Annotated in this window: 16 protein-coding genes; 15 read left to right on the top strand and 1 reads right to left on the bottom strand. The window is 45.2% G+C overall.

Going from position 1 to position 19,238, the window contains the following annotated elements:
* Window positions 1–116: 116 nt before the first annotated feature.
* From MHI55_RS13345 to infC, 15 genes are all read left to right on the top strand, one after another.
* Entirely contained in the window at window positions 117–293 is a 177-nt protein-coding gene (locus MHI55_RS13345) for an aminoglycoside phosphotransferase family protein (protein ID WP_340390597.1), read from the top strand.
* A gap of 66 nt (window positions 294–359) precedes the next feature.
* The gene (locus MHI55_RS13350) at window positions 360–2,582 is read left to right on the top strand and encodes a class I SAM-dependent methyltransferase (RefSeq protein WP_340390225.1); all 2,223 of its coding nucleotides are present in this window, start codon (window positions 360–362) and stop codon (window positions 2,580–2,582) included.
* Window positions 2,579–3,157, top strand: coding sequence for a histidine phosphatase family protein (locus MHI55_RS13355; protein WP_235431550.1), 579 nt, complete (start codon window positions 2,579–2,581; stop codon window positions 3,155–3,157). The genes MHI55_RS13350 and MHI55_RS13355 overlap by 4 nt, the downstream gene beginning before the upstream one ends.
* A gap of 60 nt (window positions 3,158–3,217) precedes the next feature.
* Entirely contained in the window at window positions 3,218–3,880 is a 663-nt protein-coding gene (locus MHI55_RS13360; protein WP_282321701.1) for a 3'-5' exonuclease, read from the top strand.
* Between the two features lie 22 nt (window positions 3,881–3,902).
* Window positions 3,903–4,277 (top strand): hypothetical protein, encoded by a 375-nt coding sequence (locus tag MHI55_RS13365; RefSeq protein WP_315370902.1) that lies wholly within the window; start codon window positions 3,903–3,905, stop codon window positions 4,275–4,277.
* A 178-nt stretch (window positions 4,278–4,455) separates the two neighbouring features.
* Window positions 4,456–5,460, top strand: coding sequence for an ABC transporter substrate-binding protein (locus MHI55_RS13370; protein ID WP_036608793.1), 1,005 nt, complete (start codon window positions 4,456–4,458; stop codon window positions 5,458–5,460).
* Between the two features lie 291 nt (window positions 5,461–5,751).
* Entirely contained in the window at window positions 5,752–7,230 is a 1,479-nt protein-coding gene (locus tag MHI55_RS13375; protein ID WP_340390227.1) for an AraC family transcriptional regulator, read from the top strand.
* 219 nt (window positions 7,231–7,449) lie between these two features.
* Window positions 7,450–7,923, top strand: coding sequence for a hypothetical protein (locus tag MHI55_RS13380; protein WP_340390229.1), 474 nt, complete (start codon window positions 7,450–7,452; stop codon window positions 7,921–7,923).
* A gap of 366 nt (window positions 7,924–8,289) precedes the next feature.
* A complete protein-coding gene (locus tag MHI55_RS13385; RefSeq protein ID WP_340390231.1) occupies window positions 8,290–9,324 on the top strand; it encodes a fibronectin type III domain-containing protein in 1,035 nt (344 codons plus the stop codon).
* A 261-nt stretch (window positions 9,325–9,585) separates the two neighbouring features.
* The gene (locus MHI55_RS13390; RefSeq protein ID WP_340390232.1) at window positions 9,586–11,958 is read left to right on the top strand and encodes a putative PEP-binding protein; all 2,373 of its coding nucleotides are present in this window, start codon (window positions 9,586–9,588) and stop codon (window positions 11,956–11,958) included.
* Between the two features lie 115 nt (window positions 11,959–12,073).
* Window positions 12,074–14,011, top strand: a complete 1,938-nt coding sequence (locus tag MHI55_RS13395; protein ID WP_340390233.1) for an LTA synthase family protein — start codon at window positions 12,074–12,076, stop codon at window positions 14,009–14,011.
* A 234-nt stretch (window positions 14,012–14,245) separates the two neighbouring features.
* Entirely contained in the window at window positions 14,246–15,253 is a 1,008-nt protein-coding gene (locus MHI55_RS13400; protein WP_340390234.1) for an LLM class flavin-dependent oxidoreductase, read from the top strand.
* Window positions 15,254–15,352: 99 nt separating this feature from the next.
* Window positions 15,353–16,105 carry a metallophosphoesterase family protein gene (locus tag MHI55_RS13405; protein ID WP_340032774.1) on the top strand — a complete coding sequence of 251 codons (753 nt, stop codon included), beginning with the start codon at window positions 15,353–15,355 and terminating at the stop codon, window positions 16,103–16,105.
* A gap of 444 nt (window positions 16,106–16,549) precedes the next feature.
* Window positions 16,550–17,482: a manganese-dependent inorganic pyrophosphatase gene (locus tag MHI55_RS13410; RefSeq protein WP_100528825.1), complete on the top strand. Its 933-nt coding sequence runs from the start codon at window positions 16,550–16,552 to the stop codon at window positions 17,480–17,482.
* 120 nt (window positions 17,483–17,602) lie between these two features.
* A complete protein-coding gene (infC, locus tag MHI55_RS13415) occupies window positions 17,603–18,094 on the top strand; it encodes a translation initiation factor IF-3 (protein WP_047842654.1) in 492 nt (163 codons plus the stop codon).
* A gap of 187 nt (window positions 18,095–18,281) precedes the next feature.
* Here the strand turns inward: infC and MHI55_RS13420 are convergent, their stop codons facing one another.
* Window positions 18,282–19,106 carry a protein-glutamine gamma-glutamyltransferase gene (locus MHI55_RS13420; RefSeq protein WP_081745900.1) on the bottom strand — a complete coding sequence of 275 codons (825 nt, stop codon included), beginning with the start codon at window positions 19,104–19,106 and terminating at the stop codon, window positions 18,282–18,284.
* Between the last annotated feature and the right edge of the window lie 132 nt (window positions 19,107–19,238).

Below are 19,238 nucleotides of genomic sequence, written 5' to 3' on the forward strand. Positions count from 1 at the left end.
GGGAAGAACTGCGGAAATCTATGCCTATTCGAACGAGCACATTATGAAGTTATATAGAATGGATTTTCCACTCTAAGCAGTCCAGAAAGAATAAAATATTGCCTGATTAACAGCAGATCTGTCATGGCGATTTTCACCCTGATAATGTTATGCTCAGTGAGGGCGGCGATCAATACTGGGTCATTGATTGGATGACTGGTATGTCGGGTGATCCTGCGGGTGATGTGGCTCGAAGCTGGGTAATATTAATGAGTGGTACTTTACCGGAGGATACAGAGCCAGTTATACAATAGTTTAAAATCTATAAACGAATCTAACTATATTATATATAAGGGTAGAGAAAGAGAGGGGACATATTTATGCTGCATTCATTAAAGGCCATACAATCATACAAGTCAGGTAATACGCCGGAAGCCCAGCAGCTATGGCTGCAACTGCTGGCAGCAGCGGAGAAACCCCATATTAACCTCGAACGCATTCATTCCATTGCCGAACTTGAGGGAACAAATCCAGTACTGGACTACACCGAGCGTACACTGCATGTGTTGGAGGAGCTTCAGGTTTCTTTTTGGGTGCGAGAAATTCTGGAAGACGTATTAACCTGGTCAGAGACGGCGAAGGCCGGATCACGGGAGCAACGGCGGGTATGGCAAAAGCAGGGCGTTAACTTGTTTGTACACAATGTGGGGTCCGCTCAGTTATATGACTTATACGCAGTGGCAGAGCACCTGGATAATGACATCGATAAGACCAAGGAGACGAGTATATATCAACTTGGTTCTCCGAGTGGTGCTCTAAGTAACAATGCGGATATAAGCGAGCATGATGCGCTGAATACACACACTCCAAGGCATGAGATTATACGTACTCTAATTGCTACACATGGACTTATTGGTCAATACATACGGGGTGAGATTCCATTTGCCGAAAATGCTCCGCTTCACGGCTTGATCGTCAAAGGATGGCTTACTACAGATGAATTGCACACCATACTGATGGCATTAAATGAGTGCATTATTGCAGGCGTTGATCGAGCGTTATGGAATCAGGTTCAGGCTGAGGTACAGCGAATTGTAGGCTGGATTATCACCGGACCGAATCATGAGGACTGGAGCGTGAAGGAACGGTTATCCCGCTTAAGAAGTTCATCCATTCGGCAAGGAGAAGCTATGGATACGGCTTATGCCAGGCTCCAAACGGAACTGGATGTAGAACAGGCGCTGGCTCCGCTGGCTCATCGCACATTATGGTATGTGGAGTCGGCCATGCAGGATTTTTCGTTGCAGGAGATGGTGAAAGTGTTCCTGTTGACACTTCGCAGCGAGAGAATGCATCCAACATCCATGGAGAGTCGATCTGAAATCGTTCGCCATATCAGCTTTGAACCATTGATGAATACGATGTATTACGACTATAAGGGCGTCAAGAAGCTCAATATTTACAAGAAACGAATGATTGAAAAATATTTGGAACAGTATTCGTGGGAACAGATTGTGGCAGGGGAGCAGATCGTCTATCCCCATCTAACCCATCGCATTGAACGTCATACGGATCTGCCGGATACATTATTCGTGACCTTCGAATTTTCTCCGGCTGCCGAGAAGCTGATTGCATTCTGTATTGAAGCGGAGAAGTCGCCGTTATACGAGAAGGCTGTACTGCTGTTATTTGACCTGTTCGGATTACGCCGGGATGCGTATGATCGTTTCCACAACGAAGAGACGTATTTGTCCGATATGAACAGCTCCGGTGATTACAAAAAAGTACTGCTCGACTATATCGTTGGTAAACGAGTACTGGATATTGGTCCAGGTGGAGGAATTCTGCTGGATCTGATTGAGCAGGAAAAACCGGAAGTGGAGCCGATTGGTATCGATATCTCAGCCAATGTCATTGAAGCGCTGGAACGCAAAAAACAACGTGAGGGACATCGCTGGCAAGTGATGAAGGGCGATGCCCTACAACTGGAGCAATATGTGCAGCCGGGCACAGTGGATACGGTTATTTTTTCATCCATTCTGCATGAATTATATTCATATATTGAACTGGACGGTCGAAGATTTAATTCCGATACGGTTGTAGCAGCGCTGAGAAGTTCATTCCGTGTGCTGTCACCTGGAGGAAGAATTCTGATTCGGGATGGGATCATGAGTGAGCCGGAGGCGCAGAAGCGCCGGATTCGTTTCCTGGAACCGGATGGGATGCGCTGGCTGGAGCGGTATGCAGAGGATTTTCAGGGACGTGCAATTCAATATGAGCGGGTCTCAGACAATGAGGTCGTATTGCCGATCAACGATGCAATGGAGTTTCTCTACACCTATACGTGGGGCGAAGAGGCATACGTGCATGAAATTCAGGAACAGTTCGGTATATTCACGCCGACAGCCTATGAGAACTGTATTCGAGAAGCGCTGGGTGAACAAGCCGAGATGATTACGTTCCGACATTTTCTCCAGGAGGGGTACACGGAAGCACTTGGAGAACGAATGATCTTCATGAAGGAAAATGGTGAGCCTGCGCCTTTGCCAGACAGTACCTGCCTGATTGTCATTGAGAAGAAAAAAGGGGTGGCGGATGGATGATGAGTGAGGCCAGTACGTTTTTATATTTTGTCAGACATGCGGAGTCTCGATATGTTGAAGGACAGGAACGCGAGCGTGGACTGACAGAGCAAGGTCATCAAGATGCGGGAACGGTTGCCAGTCTGCTCCATGGGGAGCAGATTCAACTGTTTTATTCTAGCCCCTACAGGCGAGCGGTAGATACGATTCAGATTCTGGCAGATTGGTCAGATGGAATTGTGGTGACAGAGGAAGATTTGCGTGAACGCCAGTTGTCGAGTTCAGATGTGAAGCATGCTAATTTTCGTGAAGCCAAGCAGCAGTTGTACCGTGATCCTACGTATGCGTATTCAGGTGGGGAGTCTGGTGAACAGGCTCGCTCAAGGGCAGTAGCGGTAATTGAGAAAATTTTGGATAAACATGTGGGTCACAAGGTAGTCATCGGAACCCATGGAGATGTAATGACACTTATTTTACAACACTATGATTCTTCCTACGGGTATGACTTTTGGGAGAGTACTACGATGCCGGATATTTTTAAATTGCAGTTTGATGGAACGCGCAAGTTGGTCCAGGTCACCCGATTGTGGGAGTGACAGAGTTATATATGAGAAATGCATTTGCCAGAATGATAGTGGGGAGGAGTGAGTTGGCGGATGAAAATTACGCTTTTGCCTGATACATACTTTATTGAAAATCTAAGCGTATCTCCATTACAGGATAGAATGTACTGCATATTTGATCTCGAAGGTACAGGCATTAATCCTGTGGTGGAGAGTGTGACTCAATTTGGTGCGATGCATTACCAAAGAGGTCAACAATGCAAGACAACATTTTCTTCACTAACACGCGCGAACAAACCAATACCAGAACCTGTGGCGAAATTAACAGGAATTTCGAATGAGGAAATGTTGGAGGCTCCGTCGTTCGTAGAAGCATTTCAGGAATTTCAGAAATTTATTGGTGATAACGTTCTTGTGACACAAGCTGGATATGAGTATGACCTACCCATCTTGAAGCGGCATTGTGATGAGTATGGGCTTCCGATGTTGACCAACCCGGTGCTCGATACAAAAGCGATGTTCACCTACATTCATCCTGAGATTAACGAGGTCGTTTCTACAGATTTTCTGATTCGGTATTACGATCTGAATACAGATGGAATTCACAGGCACAATGCTTTGGCAGATTGTGGTGTGATCGCTGGTATCTTTGAAAGTATCCTTAGCGAATATGAGGAACTTCAATTGGATCATTTTACAGCCGATCCAAAGCAGATGATGAAACGTTTCGTTATACCAGAGATGTATCTGACTTGACGAGGAACTGGAGGAGAGATCAATGAGCAAAACGGATGTGGAGAAGCTACTGTTGGATCTTAACGAGGGACAGATTCTGACCCAGCAGACATTCGAAGGATTGGATGTGGAAATTTACTTGGATGAAAGGGATGCTTCTGCATTTGCTGACGAGTGGATGCAAGCTTTTGTACGATGGGCTCAAGATACCGCGGTAGCTGAAGAAGAGGTGCTGCGCGCATGCAGGGAACAGGCGTTTAAACAAACCTTGGCTCTCACCGGCGAACCTGAGTTAGCGGGGTATGTGAGTGATGATATGGGTTTAATTGGTGCTGCATTGTTACAGGGTACGGCGAACGATTTCTTTGTGGATCAGTTGTTGGAAAGTTACCGTCAAGGCAGGTTGCCCCTGCGATAAGCGGGGGAGGACCAACAGGGTTGTTTTCGTTTGTATAAAAAAACAGCATCAAATGTACATTGTGGGTCGGCTGAGGCATAAGGTACAATTCACCTAAGCAATCGATGAGAATGATAATCATTATATGTGAGATATTCTCACGGTTACATCAACAGATCACATAGGGGTGAAGGGTAACATGGTAGGTTTAGTTAAAGGTTTCAAAGGGTGGACGATTACATTACTGCTCATGGGTCTGGTTATTTCAGGATGTAGTACAAATACCGCTACGAATGCGGAACAGACTCCTGCAACTGCAACTGAAAGTGCGGCTTCTGGAGAAAATACTTCTGGAACCGAGACAGAGCCTGCGACACGAGTTGTACAGGATGAATTTGGAGATGTGACAATTCCGGTTCAACCACAGCGGATTGCTGGAATATATGTGGAAGATTATTTGAAGGCGCTTGATATTACACCTGTAGTGCAGTGGTATAACCCGATGTGGGGTGTACAGGATTATTTAGGACTGGATGTTCCTCAATTTGATACTACGGGGAGTATTGAAGCTTTGTTGGAATATGATCCGGATCTCATCATTGTAGATGGTGGGGTAGATATGGAGAAATATGAGATGTACTCCAAGGTGGCACCGACATATCGTCTGCCTGAGAGCGTACTGCAGGATTCGAATCAAATTTTGAAAACCATTGCCGATGTTGTAGGGAAACCGGACAAGGGTGAAGAAGTTGCTGCGGCATTTAAGGCCAAGATTGCAGATGCTAAGGCGAAGTTGCAGGAAGCGGTTGGAGACGAGACTGTCGCAGTTGTCCGACTGAATGTTAACGATGATACACTGGCACTGTTCGGTGTGAAAAATCGGTTCACCGGATTTATTTATTCGGAGCTTGGCCTAACACCTCATCCTCTGGTTAACAAGATGGAAGAATACCAGGAAATTCTGTCTGAAGAGGCCGTGCCGCAACTTGATGCAGATCATCTTATTGTGTTCCCTTCCAATGGTGAATGGTCTTCTCCTGAGAACAAGGAAGCCTTGAAGGTACTTGACAGCAAATTGTGGAAATCTCTTCCGGCCGTTAAGAACAATCAGGTATATATTATGGAAAGATCACATTGGCAATCAGGTGCGATTACAGCAAATTCCATGAAAATTGATGATCTCTTGGAAAAATTGACTCCATAATTGAATCGATTACTTAAAGAAAGTTCTTCAGCCAGGGTTGAAGAGCTTTCTTTTTTCGTATACACTATTTTAAATGATAATAATTCTCAGTTAAGGACGATGAACATGTGCCCTACGATAATACAACTGATCCCCAAGCCCTGGCTATGCTCACTTCAGCATATGGAATACGTAGATCACCATCAATCTCATATCGATAAACGTTTGTTATACAGAACGTCGTCTTCACACGCTATTTTTGTTGTAACGTCTGGGAAGGGTTCAATAGTTTGCTCAGATCGGGAATCTCATTTGGAAAAAGGAATGATTATGTTTGTTCCGGCTGGAACATCCGTTAAAATAGAAGGTTCGCCTTGGACAGAAAGTGAATTGCAGTATTATAAGCTTGATCTGATGGTGGCTGAGTTAAGCGAAGATATTTCGAACGCTTTGTCTAGAAGAAACACGGAGGAGCAGCAGGAACTTTTCCAAAGTTCAGATTCTTCGACATTTTTACCTCTTATGCAACTCAGCTTCAGTCCGTGGAGTTCTTGTCTGGAAGCCTTGGAACAAATACTGCGTCAACAGGTCACTGGCGATTGGCTGGAGCAATGGGAGGTACAGCTTCGTTTCCAAGAGTGGTTCCGTGCCTTAATTCGCCAGAGTGCCCCCGAAACAGAAGTACCCGATGATCGTGCCCGTCTTCAAAGTTCAATTCGTTATATTGGCGACCACTATGATCAGACGATAACCGTGGATGAGCTCGCGGCAGATATTGGTCTTACCAGAGCCAGCTACACTCGGCAATTCAAAAAAATTACGGGCAAACTCCCGCTTGAATATGTAAATGCGGTTCGGCTTGAACGCTCGAAGCAACTATTGCAGCTCACAGATGATCGCATCCATGAAATTGCACAGAATGTGGGATTTAGCAGCGAGTATTATTTTGGCCGCCGATTTAAGCAATATGCTGGTATTTCACCTGGACTATACCGCCGTCATCACCGTCAAGAGGTTCGTGTCTTTGCTCCGTATCTGGAGGACTTTGTGTTGGCTCTTGGCGTAAAACCCGTATTGCAATGTTCGCATCACTCCTGGGGTAGACAGCATTATTTGGGATTGGATGACGTACCTGAATTTGATGTGAGCCAGATGGATGCGCAGTTTAATCTATGCAATGTACCTGATTTTATCATGCTGGATAAGGGATATGATCGATGGAATCTGGACCGCTTTGAGCAGGTAGCACCTACATTTTACGTAGATCATCTGGGGGAGGATTGGCGCTCTATTTTGAGATCGACCGCCGATGTATTGGGAAAAGTGAATCGGGTTCAAGATGTAATTGGTGCGTATGAGGACAAGGCAATGGAAGCTAAGAGCCGGTTAGCACGTTATATGCGTGGTCAGACGGTAGCTTTTTTGCGTATATCTGCTTCGGATATTACTCTCTATGGGGATCAGCAGGGTTACGTTGGGCCTGTAATTTATCAGGATCTTGGACTGACTCCGCACTCCCGTGTACAGCAATGGACAAGACACGAGCGGAGGATTTTCATTGGATTGGACCAGTTAAGTCAGCTTCATGCGGATCACTTGTTGATTACATTTGACACTGGAAATTCTGCCAAACCTGGAGATGAGCGCGAACTACTCGAAAGGGATGAATGGAAACGTCTGCCTGCGGTGAAGAGCGGCAATGTGTATGAAGTGGATTTCATGTCGTGGATGAACTACGGTGTGATCTCTCATGGGAAGAAGATTGAGGATATATTGCGGTTTATGGCTTGAGGGATCGCATCCTGGTGCACCAATTTAAGATGGAAGAAATGTCATAGGGTTAAGACGCTATTTCTTAGCAGTGTTCCGCGAGGTAAATGGAGACATGAGAGACCCGAAAGCAGAAGGATAAGTGTGGTAGTTTGGGAAAAATAATTCCGAAGACAATGGTAAAAGGGGTTGTCAGTATTTTGATGGCGGCCCTCTTATTTTGTTTGAAAGGATGAGTTTATGGATGTTGTATCTGAAGTTTTTACTCAAATAGGTCAAACTGCAGTGATAGTGGGTGGGGCTGGTTGGCTTACAAAGTCCATATTTTCTAGTTGGCTCAATAAAAATGTTGAATCCCACAAATCCGAATTAAATAAATCAGTGGAGCAATATAAGTATGAAATTCAAAGAGAGTTGCAGTTGCATCAAATTAGAAATATTAAATTGCATAATGATCGGGCAGAAGTGATAAAAATTATGTATAGCCATTTAGTGAAAATGGAGCATTGGTTGGTGCAAACTTTTTGGCCAAAAGAGTACATAGGGCCATTATACCTTGAAGATAGAGCAAAAGAGGCATACAAAGCTGTTGGAGAATTTCTGAGGTTTTATCAGCTTAATAAGATATTTTTCGGTAAGTCTACTTGCGAAAGTATAGATATGCTAATTAAGGAGTCCTTGCGTATTATAGAAGCTATGAGAGATTCACATTAATAGACGGCACTGAAGACTCGCAAGTAAGACAAAAAGATGTATGGCACGATGCATGGAACTCTATAAATGCATCCATACCTCATTGAAAGAAGAGTTAGAGAATGATTTCAGACAATTAATGGGGGTACTTTAACTTCAATTATACATAAGGCTTTTTTTTTCGTATCTCTATGTATCTTATTAGATGCAATGTAATTAAACTCAGTTTTTATGAATAGAAACGAGTATTTTGTGAAGTGTAAAATCCAATAAAAAATAAAATTTCAAGAAATTAGCTGATATTTATAGATCAGCAAGTTTATGTTTAGACGTTAATCTGGAAGGTCGCTATAGTTAGTTCAAGAATAATGAATAAGGAGATTAACGATGAAAAAAAATTGTTTGGCGTTTATGACTGTTTTGCTTATAGTACTGTTGTTTTCTCAGTCGACAACAAGAGCGGCATCTCCATTGAGTAATAAGGTAGATGGCATGCTTGGATTTTCTCCACCTACAGGAACTGAAGTTAAGGCAAGTAGTGAGTATTCTATTTACGTTGCGAAAAATGTAATTGATAGGAAATTAAAAAACGAATGGAATGCTGGTACATATAATGGTAGCATAGAGCTTAAATTTCCCGAGCCAACTGAGTTAAACTTTGTTCATATTAGCACTGCAGCAGAGCCTATTAGAGCGGTTTCATATCAAATATATGGTCTAAAGGATGGAAAATGGACCGCTATAAGTCAAAAAGAAACACAATCATTATCAGAAAGGTTCAACACACCTCCGCCAATTAAAGTTACACAAGGAAAATACGAAGGAATAAAGATTGATGGAGAAGGCGGGTCTTCTTGGTTGGCAATTGATGAGATAACTTTAGGTATTTTAGAAGATATTAGATTAAATGGTTCCGTTAAAGGAACGACTGCCACCTTAAATTGGAATACAATAAATGATGCAACAGGATATAAACTGCAATATGGTACTGATTCAGGGAGTTATAAAGATTCGGTTACAATTGAAGGGAAAGAAAGTTCAGTTTACCAAGTGCCTAATTTAGAATACGGTAAAACTTACTACTTTCAAATTGTTGCCATATTTAATGGAGTGGAAACCGTAATTTCCAATGAAGTTGTATTAGCTGTGAATGAGAAGGAGACCGACACTCCAACACCAGAACAACCTCCTGGCGACCGTGCGATTCTCGTCGTTACCATGACAACAGGTTTGGAGAAAGAATTCGACCTAAGCATGAAAGAAGTAAATGATTTCATCAACTGGTATGAAGCCAAGCAAGCGGGAAGCGGAAAAGCATCGTATGCGATCAATAAACACGACAACAACAAAGGGCCATTTAAGAGTCGGAAGGATTATATCCTGTTTGATCGGGTGTTGACGTTTGAGGTAAGTGAATACTAAAAAATGTGAAGTTCCTCCAGCTTAGCTGAAGGGGCTTCTTTTTGCTTCCCAGTGATGAATGAGCCAATACAATTACCCGAAAGGCTTGTTTCATCTTATTTTAGTGTAGCGTTTACAAAAAAACAGGATAACGAGCACAAAATGCAAAAGCGGATGTCCTTGACTGAACGATTGTGACATACCATTAGAGTGAAGGCTGATCTGTAACGCAGGGATTGAAGCCTTCAAGCATAGCCATGAATGGCGGATGGGAGAGCTGTAATGACAAAACGGGTAATTCTGTTGGAAGAAGGTACGGCAGAGATGAAAGGGCTAATGGGCAGTAAAGGGGCTGATCTTGCAGAACTTATCCATGCAGGGTGGTCTGTCCCAGCCGGATTTGTGGTCACAACGGAATGCTGTCGCGAGTTCTGTACCCGTCTTGGACATCTTTCCGGTGAAGGAGAGGAAGAGATTATTAACGCGATCCGGCATCTGGAACAGCAAACCGGGAAGTTCTTCGGACATTCGGTGAACCCGCTACTACTCGCGGTACGTACGGACCAGGATCGAACCTCAGCAACTGCGACACAATCACTGCTCAATGTTGGTCTGAATGATGTTACTGTGGAAGGACTCGCACGTCAAACTGGTGATCGGTTGTATGCACTCCAATGTTATCTAGATTACTTAGAGGAATATGGACAGCTGGTATATGCAATTCCGTCTGAATCTTTCACAGAAATATCGAGTCACGTCAAGGGTCGGGATGAAACGGAACTTGAATTAACCATTACCGAGTTTAAATATTTGATCGAAGGGGAGGGGCGTAACCCTTTTCCTCAAGATGTTCAAATTCAATTCAAAGAAGCAGTACGTGCGGTATATCATTCACAGCGTATTAAAGCATCCAGATCTCAGGACGAGATCATGCGTAAATCATATTACATCTCTTCGGAGCAAAGCGCTCCTGTTCTTATACAGACGATGATGCATGGAAAATGTGGAGAATCAAGCGGGATCGGAACAATATATACGTGTAACCCACTTACAGGAGAAAAGGGAATTACAGGACAATATGTCCCAACCGGGAACGCGAGCCAGACAGATCACAGCCTGGAGCGTTTACGGAATGACGAACCTGAGCTGTACACAAGTTTGCTGGAGATAGGTAGCCAGCTGGAGACGCATAAGGGAGAAGTGCAGGAAATCACCTTTGTGATTGAATCCGGCGCGTTGTATGTTGTGCAGACCCAGCCCGCACGATTATCCTCAACAGCCACACTGAGGAGTACTGTGGATTTTGTCCATGAAGGACTCCTCACCAAGGAGGATGCACTTCTTCGCATCGAACCTGCGCATATCACGGAAGTGTTGAAGCAACACTACACAGATTCTAACAGCGAAGCGAGCAATGGACATCTGCCCATACAGATCCAGCCAGTAACTAATGATGAATGTCCAGCTTATAACAACTCAGATTCACTTTTATCAGCAGATCTGCAACTACTGTTCAAGTGGGCTGATGAAGTGAAAGAGCTGAAGGTACTGGCCAATGTAGATCATCCACAGGATGCCATGACAGCACGGCTACAAGGGGCCGAGGGAATAGGTCTATGCCGGACGGAGAACATGCTGTTATCACCTGCGCGGTTACCATTTGTACAAAAAATGATTCTGGCTGACAGCGAATCCGAGCGCAGGCGTGGTTTGGAGCGTCTGTTGCCGATGCAGCAGTCTGATTTTGAACAAATATTCGAAGCGATGGATGGATACCCGGTAACGATACGTTTGCTCGATTCGCCGTTGCATGAACTGTTACCGGATCTGGGAGTGTTGGAGAAACGACGTGAGTGGTTACAAGCAGAGGAGTGGCAGGAGCAAAAAGACCATCAGGTTGAACTGGAGGAACTGGAGCGTGTCATTCGCAGAGTCTCTGAATTGCATGAACATAATCCGACATTGGGGCAACAGGCTTGTCGGCTGAGTACGGTATTCCCGGAAATCGTTGATATGCAGCTGGAAGCGATATTCCGCGCAGCGGTGAAAGGCATCCGGGAAGGCTGGTGGGTACGTCCCGAGATTATGATCCCGCAGATCGGTCATGTGCATGAACTTCAGGTGATGAGAGACCTGGTGGATCATGTGGCTGACCAAGTGCTGGGTGAAGAAAAGCGGCATTGTCTCTATAGAGTAGGGGCGATGATCGAAGCTCCGAGAGCGGCGCTGACGGCGACTCATATTGCACGCCAGGCTGACTTTTTCTCGTTTGGCACGGATGAGCTGACAGAGATGACATTTGGATATAGCCGTCATGAAGCTGAGAAGCGGCTCCTTCTCCTTCAACGTGATACGGACTCTCGTACGGTAACGAATAATCCATTTCATGTGTTGGACATTGAGGGAGTCGGACAACTGATTGAGATGGCGGTAGTCCAAGGTCGAATTCGAAAACCTCATCTGAAGACAGGGATCTGTGGGGAAAATGTTGTGGACCTGGAGTCGATTACGTTCTGCCACCGCATTGGACTGGATTACGTAAGCTGTTTGCCTGAACAGATCCCTTATGCACGAATTGCTGCTGCACAAGCAGCCATTAAGGCACAGAGAGAGGGAGCAGACACGCAGAACACGGATATTTCTACAATTGCGTAACGCTCACCCTGTCCTACACGGAACTTCCATGGAATAGCAACCAGAAAACTGTTATACTGAAATATGCGTTTTGTAAAATGAACGTAAAATTTCAGGGTAAGGGTTGAAAGCGACCATGTATAATTCCAAAAATGAACGAACTTCATCACGGACCTTATTCGCCGTGTTATTCATTCTTATGCTGCTGAAGCTGTCACTGCTGCGGTATTTCTTTTTCCAGGGTCTGTCCGGCATCGGTCTGTTAACTGACGCATTAGGCGCACTAACCGTGGTATGCCTGCTGGATCTGATCGTGCCCAAAGGCTGGAAGCGAGCAGTATACGGAGGATTCAATATTCTGTTTTCTCTGGTGTTGTTCGCGGCTACGCTGTATAACGTTCATTTCAGTTCGGTACCCACATATACCGCGCTAAGTGAGTTGGGGCAAGTTGCCCAAGTACGGGGAAGTATCGGACCACTGGTACGACCGGAGCACTTTCTGTTTTTTGCAGACATCGTACTGGCATTGCCAATATGGTTGATTATGCGCAAACGTGCTGGCGGGCGTAACCACAGTAGTTACCGCGATAGCGGTTTGACGTTTTGCAGAATTCGCAGACGTTACTGGGGCAAGCTCGGCGTTGCGCTTACTGCTGCATTCTGCATCGTGCTGTCTGGCAGTTTTATTGTCAAAGGTGAAACGATTGATAACGAGTTGGTGCGAGCCGAGAATCTCGGTTTCCTGAACTACCAGGTATCGTCTGCCATTCTGACGAGCAAAGAAAATGAGGCCATTGCCAATGGCAACATTAACGAAACCATTGCCAAGATCAATGAGCTGGTTAGCCAGTATCCGTATCAGGATAAACCAAGTGACGGTACAGCCGTGAAAGCCAAATATTTTGGTCAGGCCAAAGGTAGTAACCTGATTGTACTGCAACTGGAGTCCTTTCAGAATTTCCCGATTAATGCTTCATTGGATGGTCAGGAGTTAACACCGGTACTGAATGATCTGGCCAAAGAAAGCTATTATTTCTCTCATTTTTTCCAACAGATCGGACAGGGAAACACATCAGATGCGGAGTTCATGTCGAACACGTCTATCTATCCAACCGGAGTTGTTCCCATGTCAGCAGGGTATAGTGACCGTGAACTGCCGAGTCTTCCCAAGTTATTAGGTAAAGAAGGATATGAGTCCGAGACGTATCACGTTAATGACGTCACCTTCTGGAACCGGAACAAAATGTATCCGGCACTCGGATTCACTCGTTACTTCGACAAGCCCAGCTTCGAGAACGACAGATTCAATGACTTTGGACCATCGGATGAAGAGCTGTACCGTGTAGGTGTGGAAAAAATGACTGCGCATCAGGCTGCGACTCAGCCGTTCTATGCTCAGTTCATAACGGCATCGAGCCACTCGCCGTTTACGGTTCCCGCTGATCGTGCACGGATCACGATTCCTGCGACCATCACGAACAAGCTGCTTCACGATTATCTGCAAGCGATCAACTATACGGATTATGCCATCGGTCAACTCATTAATGAGTTGAAGGCGAACGGATTATGGGATAATACTACTTTAGTTCTCTACGGAGACCACTTTGGTCTGCCTGCTGACGAAGAGATTACACAGCAAATCCAGGCCAATCTGGGCGTTGCTTATGACGGCAAAGTAAGTCGATTCAACATCCCGTTTATGATCCACACGCCGAAACAGACCAAAGGACAATTGATCGAGCAGCCTGGCGGTCAGCTGGATATGCTGCCAACGATCATGAATCTGATGGGAGTTTCGCTCCAGGATGAGAAATTCACTGCCTTCGGACATGATCTGCTCAACATGGACCACAATGCCTTTGGTATCCGGTATTACTTGCCAACGGGTTCATTTGTCAACGATGACATTATGTTTATCCCGGGTGCGGGCTTTGACGATGGAACAGCCTATTCGCTGAAGACATACGAGACGGTAACGGATTTGGAACCGTATCGTGCCGATTATGAACATGTGCTCAGCCTGATGAAACTGTCTGACGAGTATGTGAAGTTGTTACCGAAACGTGCACCATAAATTAATTTTCTGCAATAGGTCAGATCAAAAACGTCACCAGTTCAAAAGCTGGTGGCGTTTTTTTGCATGTTTCTTGCACAAGTGTGGTAATAAAGAGGATAACTAAAGTTTGAAACTGTAATAATTAATGTTACAATGGAATGAGCAAGAATGAAGTGAGCAAAAGCGCGTAATATTCGCAGATCTCATATTCACAGAACTTATGAACCTAACAGACGAGAGGATTGAATATATATGAAACTGAGTGTACTCGAACATGGACATATCAATGAAGGACGAAGTGTACAGGATACGTTGCAGGAAACGGTGAAACTCGCACAACATGCGGATCAATTGGGGTACTCCCGGTTCTGGATGTCGGAGCATCACGGTAGTGGTGCGCTGTCATTCTCCAGTCCTGAAGTTATGATTGCACATGTGGCTGCACATACGGATCGGATTCGCGTAGGTTCCGGTGGCGTTATGTTACCTCATTATAGTGCTTATAAGGTTGCGGAGAATTTCCGTCTGCTGGAAGCTTTGCATCCGGGGCGGATTGACCTGGGGATTGGCAGAGCACCAGGCGGCATGCCGATTGCCAGCAGAGCTCTGAATGAAGGGAAATCATCGAATGTACAATTCTTTCCGCAACAGATTGCGGATCTGGGTGGATACTTCCATGAGCAATTGCCCGAGGATCATCGGTTTGCATCTCTGGTAGCCGGACCATCGGTTCTCACGGTACCAGAAGTGTGGTTGCTGGGTTCCAGCTCCGAAGGTGCAAGAATTGCTGCGGCACAAGGGACGTCGTATGCGTTTGCCCAATTCTTTGGAACACCAGGCGGCGAAGAAGCGATGAAACATTACCGCAGACATTTCAAACCGTCCATCCTGAATGACAAACCACATTCAATGATTGCTGTCTCGGCATTCTGCGCGGAGACAGAGGAAGAAGCTGCTGAACTTGCACGCAGCAATGAACTTTTCTTCTTACGCCTTGGACGAGGTCTTGAACAAAGTTCATTCCCATCTCTGGAGACGGTGAACAACTATCCATACACAGCGATGGAGATGGAACAGATTCGTCAACGTCGTTCTTTTTCCATCGTGGGAACACCGGATCAGGTGAAAGACAAAATTACCGCAATGGCTGAACGCCATGAAGCAGATGAAGTCATTATTGCATCAGCGGTCCATTCGTTTGAAGCACGTCTGCGCTCATTCGGCTTGATTGCAGAAGCCTTTGGACTCAAGCAGGACTAATGGTAAGCAAGCGGGAATAACTACTCTGAACAGACTGGAATCTTGCTCATGCAAGGTTCCAGTTATACTCTTGCGTGATCAGGGAGAGGAGAGATTCACATGCGCAGATGTGTCATTAGTGATATTCATGGCTGTTACGATGAATTTAATGCACTGCTTAAGCTTGCAGATTATAATCCGCAGCAGGATGAATTGATTTTACTCGGTGATTATGTGGATCGCGGTCCAAGCAGCAAACAGGTCATCGAACAGATTATGCAGCTTCAGCAACAGCACGATATTATGGTGATTAAAGGCAATCACGATGCCATGATGGTCAAGGCGTTAACCCAGGATGTTGAGCAATATGATCAACACTGGATTCGTAATGGCGGATTACAGACGATGGCAAGTTATCTGGATCTGGAACTTACTTATGATGAGCAACAGATAGATTGGGAAGCTTATGCTGAAGCCAAAAAGTGGATACGTACACACTATGAACACCATCTTCGTTTTCTGGAACAGCTTCCGCTGGTGTACGAGATTCCGGGTTATATTTTTGTGCATGCCGGGATCAACCCGGATATCGAGGATTGGAGAAGCCAGTCCGAGCGGGACTTCATTTGGATTCGTGAATCATTCTATTCCAGACCAACAACGATTAGAGAGACGGTCGTATTTGGACACACCCCCGTGAAGCATTTGCATGATGAGACAGGCATTTGGTTTGACCCGAGCGGAGACAAAATTGGCATTGATGGTGGTTGTGCCTACGGAGCACAACTGAACCTGCTGGAGATTAGCGAGGACGGCAGTCTACAGACCTTTTTTGTACGGCAAGGGCAGAGCGCGGAAGAGCCTGAGATTTAATGTTTTCGTTGCGTATCAGAGTTTCGTATGCTAATTTATAAGGTTGTACGATGGAATAAATAGGATACATACCATATCAGCTTGAGGGGAATGAACCAAGTTTGGCTATTTTCCAAAATGACTTGCCTGAGAATGATTTGCAATTAATTCGCTGTAAAGGGATTGGAATTTAGCCTTATTAGCGCTATAATCAGTAAGGTATGATTGAAATATGACATATATTTTCTATATAAGTTCAACTAAACTTTTTACACGAGAACGGAGAGGACAGAAAAAAGCTGGAGAAGCGGAGCGTTCGCCTTTATCACCGGATTTTCCCTTTAAAAGGGAATCAAAAAATCTGGGGATAACAGCGATCGGAAGGTTATTCTGTCATCGGAGTGGCAAGTGTAAACATTCTTTGGTTGAACTTATATAAATCAGAATTGACGGAGGGCTATGAATATGGAAAAAGCGTTAATCTTCGGTCACAAAAATCCCGACACGGATACGATCTGTTCGGCAATCGCCTATGCGGATCTCAAAACAAAATTGGGTCAGGACGTTGAAGCTGTTCGTCTCGGCGAAGTCAATGGTGAAACCCAGTTTGCACTGGATCAATTCAAAATTGCAGCACCGCGTCTGATTAAAACCGCTGCAAATGAAGTAAACAAAGTTATTCTGGTTGACCACAACGAGCGTCAGCAAAGTGTAAGCGATATTGAGGAAGTGACTGTTGTTGAAGTTATCGACCATCACCGTATTGCTAACTTTGAGACAAGCGGACCTCTGTATTTCCGTGCAGAGCCTGTAGGTTGTACAGCAACCATTTTGAATAAAATGTACAAAGAAAATGGTATTGAAGTGAGTGCACCGATTGCTGGTCTGATGTTGTCTGCCATTATCTCCGATTCCCTGTTGTTCAAATCCCCGACTTGCACAGAGCAGGACGTAGCCGCTGCACGTGAACTGGCTGCCATTGCTGGTGTAGATGCAGACACTTATGGTCTGGACATGCTGAAAGCCGGTGCGGATCTGAGCCAAAAAACAATTGCTGAACTGATTTCCCTGGATGCCAAAGAATTCGTAATGGGTCAATCCAAAGTGGAAATTGCACAGGTTAATGCTGTTGACGTGAATGATGTTCTCGTGAAGCAACCTGAGCTTGAAGCAGCTATTGATGCGATCATTTCCAGCAAAGGTCTCGACCTGTTTGTATTTGTCGTAACAGACATTCTGAACAACGATTCCGTAGCTTTGGCATACGGTACATCCACTAAAGCAGTGGAGAAAGCCTACAATGTGACGCTGTCTGATAGCAGAGCTATCTTGAAAGGCGTAGTATCACGCAAATCACAAATTGTACCGGTTCTGACGGAAGCATTCAACACGCTGTAAATCAAACCGATTGGCATATTCATACGCTGATATGTATTACAAATAAGTAGCAACACCATCCTAGCCTGCTCTGATCCGTAAATGGTCAGGACAGGCTTTTGATGTAGAGGAGGAAGAATGATGATCAAAAATGAAAAGATCAAAGCAGCCGAAGTGCAGCTGACCGGCCTGAATGGTGAAGATCTGGGTGTCATGTCCACGCAGGAAGCACTTCTACTTGCGAAGCAGCATAAAGTGGATCTGGTGTGCTTGTCCTTGATGACGAGTCCACCGCCATGCAAGCTGATTGGCGCAGGAGCAGCCAAAGCGGAAGCGCAGCAGGCGAAGAAAAAAGCGAGCAAATCCCCCGATAAACGTAAAGTAAAGGAAATTCGCTTGAACCTTGCGATGGAAGATCATGACCGGGAGACGAAGCAGTCTCAGGCGGAGCGCATTCTGAAGAAGGGTGATTCGGTAAAACTCGTCATCCAGGTGCATGGAGCCAAAGAAGGAGTTGCAGGCAAGGAGTGGGCTGAGCAGCTGAGCAAATCGCTGGCTGAATTCGGTAGCAAAACGACAGGTGTTCAGGTAAGTGGTAAACAGGTTGTTGTGCAACTGGACCCGAATGCGTAAACTGCCAGGTGCGATCCTCGGTGTAGTACAAAGGTAAGGCGAATGTTGATGCAGTAATGATCTTTTGGATGTAAAGAAAGCCCAATGAGGTGGCAGGCTAACTGCTGCTGTATTGGGCTTGTTTGTCATCACTTGGATTGAGGAATTGTTCGCAATTGAATGCAAAAGCCGTTTCCGTTTCAGTAGTTCAACTGCGTAAATAACGGCTGCCACCAAGTCGTACATATAACTGTCCGGGTAAAACAGGCGTAGAACCAGCGGCCATATTATTCTGGCTGTTTTTGGCGAATCGGGATAAATAAAAGAAGTCCGGATAGATCACCATATCCATTAAGTAGGCGGAGACTCGGCTACCTGGAACGCGGAACTGATTCAGGGTACGTATAATCTCTTCGCCACTTGCAATACCAATGCCATGACCATAATACAAGTTCTCGCGCAGCATGAACGTATTCTCTCCCTGCCACTCAGGGGTTTCCGGAGAAACATCTGGATTTTTGAAATACAGCACATCTCCTGGCAGGGCGGTTTCGCTACCGTTTTTTTCGGTTAATCGCAGGTCACTGTCATAATGCCAGTCAAAGAGTAACAGATTGCGAAACAGGGAATTAAAGGCGTCTTCGCGAATGCTTCCCAGCACGCCACCATACAGCACAATAACGGTAGCTGTTGCACATTCAAAAGCATATAAGTGTCCATTCCTCCAGATATCCCGGATGCCGTCGGCGGGGGTCACGTTTGATCTTAGCTCAAACCCACCTTCCGCATTACGATTCCAGTAGGCAGGATTACATCTGGATTTTTCAAAGGATGCAAAACTCACACCGCTTCGATCCAGCCCTTCCGCGGCTTCCACGAGAGAGCCCCTCAAGTCCCATTCAAATCGAAGATGATCCATGGATTGGTACACATACCTCGTTGGACGATTCTGGAGTTGCTGTAACCAATACCATTCAAAATCAGACCATTCCGAGCGGTTCAGCTGGACGGGTTGATTAGCAACAATGATCATGATCCATAACCTCCGTTCCTATTCGAATATTCAACATTGTATAATCGGGAGAGCACGGGTATTGTGTAGTATATGTCGATTCATGCAGGGATTTTGTCTGACCTCGTTTATAAATCATGGCATTTGGGGTAG

The sequence above is a fragment of the Paenibacillus sp. FSL E2-0151 genome (assembly GCF_037993015.1).
Lineage (GTDB): Bacteria > Bacillota > Bacilli > Paenibacillales > Paenibacillaceae > Paenibacillus > Paenibacillus amylolyticus.

Coding starts and splice junctions, on each gene's coding strand:
- MHI55_RS13350 (WP_340390225.1), top strand. CDS start 360: ATGCTGCATTCATTAAAGGCCATACAATCATACAAGTCAGGTAATACG.
- MHI55_RS13355 (WP_235431550.1), top strand. CDS start 2,579: ATGATGAGTGAGGCCAGTACGTTTTTATATTTTGTCAGACATGCGGAG.
- MHI55_RS13360 (WP_282321701.1), top strand. CDS start 3,218: ATGAAAATTACGCTTTTGCCTGATACATACTTTATTGAAAATCTAAGC.
- MHI55_RS13365 (WP_315370902.1), top strand. CDS start 3,903: ATGAGCAAAACGGATGTGGAGAAGCTACTGTTGGATCTTAACGAGGGA.
- MHI55_RS13370 (WP_036608793.1), top strand. CDS start 4,456: ATGGTAGGTTTAGTTAAAGGTTTCAAAGGGTGGACGATTACATTACTG.
- MHI55_RS13380 (WP_340390229.1), top strand. CDS start 7,450: ATGGATGTTGTATCTGAAGTTTTTACTCAAATAGGTCAAACTGCAGTG.
- MHI55_RS13385 (WP_340390231.1), top strand. CDS start 8,290: ATGAAAAAAAATTGTTTGGCGTTTATGACTGTTTTGCTTATAGTACTG.
- MHI55_RS13390 (WP_340390232.1), top strand. CDS start 9,586: ATGACAAAACGGGTAATTCTGTTGGAAGAAGGTACGGCAGAGATGAAA.
- MHI55_RS13395 (WP_340390233.1), top strand. CDS start 12,074: ATGTATAATTCCAAAAATGAACGAACTTCATCACGGACCTTATTCGCC.
- MHI55_RS13400 (WP_340390234.1), top strand. CDS start 14,246: ATGAAACTGAGTGTACTCGAACATGGACATATCAATGAAGGACGAAGT.
- MHI55_RS13405 (WP_340032774.1), top strand. CDS start 15,353: ATGCGCAGATGTGTCATTAGTGATATTCATGGCTGTTACGATGAATTT.
- MHI55_RS13410 (WP_100528825.1), top strand. CDS start 16,550: ATGGAAAAAGCGTTAATCTTCGGTCACAAAAATCCCGACACGGATACG.
- infC (WP_047842654.1), top strand. CDS start 17,603: ATGATCAAAAATGAAAAGATCAAAGCAGCCGAAGTGCAGCTGACCGGC.
- MHI55_RS13420 (WP_081745900.1), bottom strand. CDS start 19,106: ATGATCATTGTTGCTAATCAACCCGTCCAGCTGAACCGCTCGGAATGG.